Here is a 6,684-nt window from a genome sequence, read left to right on the forward strand (position 1 = left end):
AAGTGATTATATGTTGAATTTTAGAACTATAGTCGAGGAAGGCAGTGGCAGAAAAATAGAGAGGATCGATGCTAAGAATTATTCCTGTTGCTCTTCGATGGTCGATTATTAAAACAGCACTCAAAGTCTCTTTAGTTGTTGGAACCTTACTAAATCTTATCAATCAGGGGCAGGCTTTATTTGACGGAGCCGTGATTGCCTGGGGCCAAGTACTGCTGAATTATTTGGTACCTTATTGTGTTTCCTCATACAGTGCCGCAAAAACTCAACTGGATAAGGGAGACTAGTATGAGCACCGACGTAGAAATGGGTCGCATAGGCCATGAGAGCGATGAAGGATTCGATGATCCCTGCTTTATCAGCAAAATACGAGAGGAGATGCTGAAATTTGCACGACTTCAGTTAAGAGATGAGGGGATGGCCGAAGACGCTGTCCAAGAAGCCTTGCTGGCAGCTCACCGTAATATCGCAAAGTTTGGTCGTAAGTCAGCGTTCAAGACATGGGTCTTCGCTATTTTAAAAAACAAGATTATCGACTTGTTGCGCAAGAATCAAAGAGAAGTAAGTGTCAGCCAACTCGGCAACGAAGAATCTGATGTGATGGATGAAGTCTTATTTAATCAACGAGGTTATTGGCATGCAGATGAGCGTCCTATTGGGTGGTCGATGCCGATGGAGTCGGTTAAAGATGAGCAATTTTGGTTAGTTTTTGAAACCTGTTTGAATGCTTTGCCTGAAAACCTTGCACGAGTATTCATGATGAGAGAATTCGTTGAACTTGAAAGTGATGAAATTTGCCAAAACCTAGGGCTAACCACCAGTAATTTGCACGTTATGCTTTACCGATCAAGATTGAGATTACGGGAATGTTTAGAGAATAAATGGTTTCGAGGAGGACGCGAGTGATGATGAATTGTAAGCAAGCCACGCGGTTATTGTCTGAATCGTTGGACCGTCCACTATCTATGAAAGAAAAAGCGACGTTGGCGATGCATACGTCGATGTGTTCAGGATGTCGTAATTTTGGCAAGCAAATGGGGACGATTCGACAAATGAGTAAACAATTTGCCCATGAAGAGCATAATGATTCGACGCCAGATTGATTGTGTCGCTCTGCCGAGTCCCTCTACACTAATCAACATCTCTATTTTATCTTCAAATTTCTATAATCATAAAAAACCGAATGCATATTTAGCTTCTTCATCTATAGTTATCATTCATTAACAAAAAAATAATTTCAAACTATGTGTAAGAAACAAGATGTCATGCACGACAAATGGGTAAGAGCTAAAAAACGCAAGCATCAAAGTGGCTAAATAAACTGTCATTTATCGCCACTGGATAGCTCAACAGCTTTACTCTCGTCTGATTGATGAGAGTAGGAAAAACACCATTGATCGCCTGAGAGTCAAACTGCTTTTAAGCAAAGATGAATGGATATAACGAAAGTAAATGGAGATACGTTATGAATAAAGCAATGGTTTCTGCCTCACTAGTCACAGCTCTAAGCACCGCATTGGTAATGGCTGCTGCTCCAGCGGAAGCGGGAATGAAAGATAAAGAAAAATGCTACGGCGTGGCATTGAAAGGGAAAAATGATTGTAAAGCAGGTGCTGGTACATCTTGTGCTGGCACATCGATAAGAGATTACCAAGGTAATGCTTGGTCACTTGTTCCTAAAGGCACTTGTGAACAAACCGTATCTCAAACCTCACCAACTGGATTTGGTCAGTTAAAAGAATTTAAAGAGAAAAATTCGTAATAACATGATGAATTTGAAGACTATCTCGCGTCTTCCAGCATCTATCGGGGTTGGTTTGAAACCTGAACATGTTCAAACCATCCTCGATACTCAGCCTGATATGGGCTTTTTTGAAGTCCATGCTGAGAACTACATGGTGCCAGGAGGCCCCTTTCATCACCATCTTGAACAGATCAGAGCAAACTATCCGCTCTCGATTCATGGTGTTGGTCTTTCTATTGGTGGTGAGGATCCGCTGGATGAAGCACATTTAGATCGGTTAGCCACGCTAATAAAACGCTATCAACCAGAGGCCTTTTCCGAACATCTTGCTTGGTCCAGCCATCAGGGTACTTTTTTAAACGACTTGCTGCCCGCCCCCTACCATGAAAAAACGCTGTCGCGTGTCTGTGAACATGTTCATCGTGTACAGGAAAAGTTGGGTTATCGGATGTTACTTGAAAATCCAGCGACTTATGTTGAGTTTTCTTGCTCTGACCTTTCTGAAGAAGAGTTTATCTGCGAAGTAATCAAGCGCACGGGATGTGGTTTATTGCTGGATGTGAATAATGCCTATATTTCTTGTGTGAACCACGGGCGTAACGTGGCGTCGTATATCCAAGCACTACCATTGTTTGCGGTTGGGGAGATCCACCTTGCTGGTTATGCCGAAGATGTTGATTCGATAGGATCGTCACTTTTAATTGATAGTCATGGAGCACCTATCAGTAAAGAAGTATGGAGCTGGTATCGTTTTGTGATTGAACGCATAGGACCAAAACCGACCTTGATTGAACGCGATAACAATATTCCAGCGTTTGCCGTGTTAGCTGCGGAAGCCAAGCAAGCACAAGATATTATGGATAAGGTTAAAGTGAAATTATGAACAGGGAGAGGCAAGCACAGTGGATGGCAAATATTTTGGCTTCAGATGAATCTTGTCCCGAAGGTTTAACAACCTGGAATGGCTCTGATCCTGAAATGCGCTTTGCCGTCTATCGTAACAATGTGATTGTGTCGTTAATTGATGCCCTCACCGATAGCTATCCAGTCGTTCAATCTTTGGTAGGTGAAGCCTTTTTTCAAGCAATGGCACGCGAGTTTATCAAAGGTCATCCTCCTAGTTCTCCTGTTTTGGTTTGGTATGGGTCTGAATTCCCTGATTTTATCACTTCGTTTATTCCTGCTTCGGGTGTGCCTTATCTTGCTGATGTTGCTCGGCTAGAGTGGATGAGAATTGAATCTTGGCATGCTGCTGATGCTGAGCCTATATCTCAGGAAACATTAGCGGCATGGCTGTCTGATGAGGTCGCCTTAGAACAAACTTGTTTTATATTGCATCCCTCTTTAAACACTTTTGACTCTCAATATCCAATCGCCTCTATTTGGTCTGCTCACCAAAACGAACGGGTTAACCTTAATAACATTGATATCTCGGCTTCGGAAGCCGTGGTAGTGATTAGGCATAATGTAAGTGTAGCGATCACATGCTTAGATCATCATGCCATTCATTTTATTAAGTTGTTGAATGATGGAGTTTCATTTGCTGAGGCGGTCCAACAAGCGGGGGAATTTGAGCTTTCCTATACGTTAGCTTGGTTAATACGAAACCAAGCCATCATCAATATTGTCTCCATAGGGAGTAGTCCATGTTACTGAAAACTATTACGTTGATCCAATCATTCATCAAGTTGCTCACTCGTATACCCGATACTATCATCGCTTTACTGGCTCGTTTTTCTATCGCGGCCATTTTCTGGAAATCGGGACAAACTAAGATCGAAGGGTTGTCTATCGATATTGTCGCTGGCGAATTTAAACTTGGGTGGCCTAGTTATTCGGATTCCTTACTCGATTTATTTCGTTACGAGTATCAATTGCCACTTATCCCACCAGAGATAGCCGCACCCATGGCGGCTTTTGCCGAGCACTTTTTCCCACTACTTATTTTGATCGGCTTTGCTACTCGTTTCTCTGCACTTGCTCTACTTGGCATGACGACTGTGATTCAAATATTTGTCTACCCAGATGCTTACGCAACACACGGCGTTTGGGCGGCTGCTTTACTCTTTTTGGTCGCTCGTGGTCCAGGCTTTATTTCTGTAGATAACCTTCTAACTCGGTGGTTTGTGGTGAGGTAAATTATGCGTATAAGGTCTCGGCTTTCTTTAAGTTATGCTGTTTTGTTGGTTTTTTTGGCGGCCATTGCTGTGGTTGCTGCATTACGTTTAGAGAATTTAGCAGCGAATACCCTCACGTTGGTTGAAAAAGACTCTCGCCGTGCAGAGTTAACCCACGCTATTAATCTCCATTCAGAAAGTGCCGCAGGGCGTCTATTGTTGCTCTTTATACTCAATGAACGTGACCAGCGCGTCAATATGTATAAGGATATTGATCGTCATAACGCGTCAATTAACTCCGCTCTTGAAGCGTTGAGATCTCTCATGACGACTCAGCAAGAGCAGAAACAGTTGAAACAACTGTCAGTTTTACGAGCACAGTTTGATGAGCACTTTACGGCCACGGTCGAGGCTCTGGAGTTTGATGAGCGTCCCGAAGCGATAAGACTCATGTCAGGACCTACTCATCAGTCGTTAAAAAGCTTGCTTTCATTAACCTCAGAGCTGGCTCAATACCAGCAGCAATCCATGGAACAACGCCAAACCGAAACGCTTGAACTCGTTCATACCTCGATTCGCACAGTCCTGATATTGGGCATCTGTGCACTCTTTACAGGGGCGTTTATGGCTTGGTTTATGACCCGCTCAATTATGATGCCACTTAGCCAAGCGGTGAAAGGAACGACGGCTATTACCCAGGGAGACCTGAGCAATATGCACATGGTCACACGCAAAGATGAGCTTGGAGACTTATTGTCTGGGATGACGAACATGCGCGAACGCTTACGAGATATGATTACCGCCATTAACCATAGCTCAATACAAGTTAATCATTCAGCAACGGCTTTGCAAAGTGCTTCATATAAGGTTAGATGTGGCTCTGCGGAGCAAAATTCACTGGCACAGGCTATTGAATCTTCTATCGCGACTTTCTCTGAAGGTATTTCTTCTTTAGCCTCTAATGTTCAAACCACTCGTGATGAAGCCAGTAAAGCGCATGATATGGCCTCTCAAGGTTCGCGAGAGATCGTAAGAGTATCAGACGAAATTGTCACTATTGCCGCGACGGTTGAGAAGTCGGCACAAACGGTCGCCAAGCTTGAACAGAGCGTTTTAGAAGTCACTAATACGGTGAGTGTGATCCGTGAGATCGCAGATCAAACCAACTTACTTGCCCTTAATGCGTCGATTGAAGCGGCGCGTGCAGGAGAAAGTGGACGTGGTTTTGCAGTTGTCGCTGATGAAGTCCGTACGTTAGCGACTAGAACTGCCGATGCAACAGGAAAGATCGATCTTGTGATTGCACAAATCACTCAACAAGCTAAAGAATCTATCCTTGAAATCGAACGAGGTAAAAGTGGTATGGAAAAAGGAACAGTCTTAATTCGTGGCATTATCACACCGTTGGATGAGTTACGTGTGGGCGCTCAACATTCATTAGAAAGTTTAGATAAATTAAGTTTAATTGTGAGCGAACAAGTGAGAGAAAGTCACTCGATTGCGGCTCATGTCCAAGAAATTGTCGAAAAAACGAGAGCAAACCAAAGTGCTGCTGATGAAGTGGCAGAGATCACCAAAGTATTGGGTGATACGTCCCAACAACTTCATAATACCGTAGCGAGTTTCCGCACATAGCGGTGTATTCATGAGAGGTTAATATGAGTCTATGGAAAAACTTATTTACTTCCAGAACAACCGATAGGGAAAAGTTGCTAGAAAGCTTATTAATCTTGGCTTGGGTTGTGGAAGCAAAAGATCCTTACACAGGAGGTCATCTTTGGCGGGTATCGAAATACGCCAACCTATTAGCTAAAGCAATGAGCTTAGACGGAAAAACTATAGCAAGGGTGACTTTGGGAGGGTTCCTACATGATCTTGGTAAAATCAGTGTTCCCGATAATATTCTTACTAAACAAGGTGCTCTAACAGACGAAGAATACTCTGTGATAAAAACGCACCCTACCGAGGGGGTGCGCTTAATATTCAACCATCCACTCTCTTCAATCGTAATAGATAGTATTGGGTTACATCATGAACGTTTTGATGGGATGGGGTATCCGAATGGAATGGCGCAAGATGACATTCCACTAGAAGCTAAAATTGTAGCAATTTGTGACGCTTTTGATGCGATGACGAGTCAACGCTCCTATCGAAGTGCAATGAGTAAAGAAAAAGCGTTAGCGATCATTAAAGACAATTTAGGCTCTCAATTTGATCCTACCGTTGGTCAACTTTTCATTGAGTTAGGTAAGGAAAGCAAATTCGATGAGATTATCCTGCATAGTGACGACCAAATACCGCTGCATAATTGCCCCACATGTGGTCCTACGATTACTCGGTATCGAAATGATAAAGTTGGCTCTACTTTACACTGTCCAGTGTGTTTATCTCAGGTTGAACTGATAAATGAAGGGCAAAAAATCAATATTAAACCGACAATGAATACGGTATCAAAAGACCAAAAACGCGAGCCAGATTATAAACTGATAAAAAATGTAATTGTTCAAACAATCAAAAACACTCCAATCGATGACTTACTTTAACCAAAAAAAGCCTTGCATTAGGGAGGCTTTAGATTCTATCGTCTCAGTAATAGAGGCACCGTCGTGTCGGTAATAATCCTCGTCGTATTACTTCCGACGAAGAATTGACTAAGAATTGACGAAGTTTAGAATGCCCATTAATAAATAGTCAACTTTCTGATTAAAAAGCGGATTCGCATTACGCAGATTAATTCATTACTTTCTAATGTAGAGGAGTCGCTGACAAGGAAATGTCCACAAATGAGTTACAGGCTCAGAGTCATGTGTGTGATCACCGAGC

The 6,684-nt window shown here is 42.8% G+C and carries 9 protein-coding genes; all 9 read left to right on the plus strand.

The window, feature by feature from the left end; genetic code table 11:
• The first annotated feature begins 68 nt into the window (after nt 1-68).
• A complete protein-coding gene (gene nrtS, locus AACQ17_RS04480; RefSeq protein ID WP_094147529.1) occupies nt 69-287 on the plus strand; it encodes a nitrate/nitrite transporter NrtS in 219 nt (72 codons plus the stop codon).
• A gap of 1 nt (nt 288) precedes the next feature.
• Nucleotides 289-906, plus strand: a complete 618-nt coding sequence (locus AACQ17_RS04485; RefSeq protein ID WP_094147528.1) for a sigma-70 family RNA polymerase sigma factor — start codon at nt 289-291, stop codon at nt 904-906.
• On the plus strand, nt 906-1,103 hold the full coding sequence (locus tag AACQ17_RS04490; RefSeq protein WP_094147527.1) for a zf-HC2 domain-containing protein: 198 nt from the start codon (nt 906-908) through the stop codon (nt 1,101-1,103). Before AACQ17_RS04485 ends, AACQ17_RS04490 begins: the two co-directional genes overlap by 1 nt.
• A gap of 362 nt (nt 1,104-1,465) precedes the next feature.
• Nucleotides 1,466-1,762: a BufA1 family periplasmic bufferin-type metallophore gene (locus AACQ17_RS04495; protein ID WP_094147526.1), complete on the plus strand. Its 297-nt coding sequence runs from the start codon at nt 1,466-1,468 to the stop codon at nt 1,760-1,762.
• A gap of 4 nt (nt 1,763-1,766) precedes the next feature.
• Nucleotides 1,767-2,627 carry an MNIO family bufferin maturase gene (bufB, locus tag AACQ17_RS04500; protein WP_094147525.1) on the plus strand — a complete coding sequence of 287 codons (861 nt, stop codon included), beginning with the start codon at nt 1,767-1,769 and terminating at the stop codon, nt 2,625-2,627.
• 23 nt (nt 2,628-2,650) lie between these two features.
• Nucleotides 2,651-3,400 (plus strand): HvfC/BufC N-terminal domain-containing protein, encoded by a 750-nt coding sequence (locus tag AACQ17_RS04505; RefSeq protein WP_166538059.1) that lies wholly within the window; start codon nt 2,651-2,653, stop codon nt 3,398-3,400.
• Nucleotides 3,391-3,882 carry a DoxX family protein gene (locus tag AACQ17_RS04510; protein ID WP_094147523.1) on the plus strand — a complete coding sequence of 164 codons (492 nt, stop codon included), beginning with the start codon at nt 3,391-3,393 and terminating at the stop codon, nt 3,880-3,882. The genes AACQ17_RS04505 and AACQ17_RS04510 overlap by 10 nt, the downstream gene beginning before the upstream one ends.
• A 3-nt stretch (nt 3,883-3,885) precedes the next feature.
• On the plus strand, nt 3,886-5,496 hold the full coding sequence (locus AACQ17_RS04515; protein ID WP_094147522.1) for a methyl-accepting chemotaxis protein: 1,611 nt from the start codon (nt 3,886-3,888) through the stop codon (nt 5,494-5,496).
• Nucleotides 5,497-5,519: 23 nt separating this feature from the next.
• The gene (locus AACQ17_RS04520) at nt 5,520-6,404 is read left to right on the plus strand and encodes an HD-GYP domain-containing protein (protein WP_094167739.1); all 885 of its coding nucleotides are present in this window, start codon (nt 5,520-5,522) and stop codon (nt 6,402-6,404) included.
• Nucleotides 6,405-6,684 lie beyond the last annotated feature (280 nt).

It is taken from the genome of Vibrio sp. V10_P2A27P122 (assembly GCF_963874335.1).
Taxonomy (GTDB): Bacteria; Pseudomonadota; Gammaproteobacteria; order Enterobacterales; family Vibrionaceae; genus Vibrio; species Vibrio anguillarum.

Excerpts from the sequence above, each read along its gene's own strand:
- nrtS (WP_094147529.1), top strand. The coding sequence starts at position 69 with ATGCTAAGAATTATTCCTGTTGCTCTTCGATGGTCGATTATTAAAACA.
- AACQ17_RS04485 (WP_094147528.1), top strand. The coding sequence starts at position 289 with ATGAGCACCGACGTAGAAATGGGTCGCATAGGCCATGAGAGCGATGAA.
- AACQ17_RS04490 (WP_094147527.1), top strand. The coding sequence starts at position 906 with ATGATGAATTGTAAGCAAGCCACGCGGTTATTGTCTGAATCGTTGGAC.
- AACQ17_RS04495 (WP_094147526.1), top strand. The coding sequence starts at position 1,466 with ATGAATAAAGCAATGGTTTCTGCCTCACTAGTCACAGCTCTAAGCACC.
- bufB (WP_094147525.1), top strand. The coding sequence starts at position 1,767 with ATGATGAATTTGAAGACTATCTCGCGTCTTCCAGCATCTATCGGGGTT.
- AACQ17_RS04505 (WP_166538059.1), top strand. The coding sequence starts at position 2,651 with ATGGCAAATATTTTGGCTTCAGATGAATCTTGTCCCGAAGGTTTAACA.
- AACQ17_RS04510 (WP_094147523.1), top strand. The coding sequence starts at position 3,391 with ATGTTACTGAAAACTATTACGTTGATCCAATCATTCATCAAGTTGCTC.
- AACQ17_RS04515 (WP_094147522.1), top strand. The coding sequence starts at position 3,886 with ATGCGTATAAGGTCTCGGCTTTCTTTAAGTTATGCTGTTTTGTTGGTT.
- AACQ17_RS04520 (WP_094167739.1), top strand. The coding sequence starts at position 5,520 with ATGAGTCTATGGAAAAACTTATTTACTTCCAGAACAACCGATAGGGAA.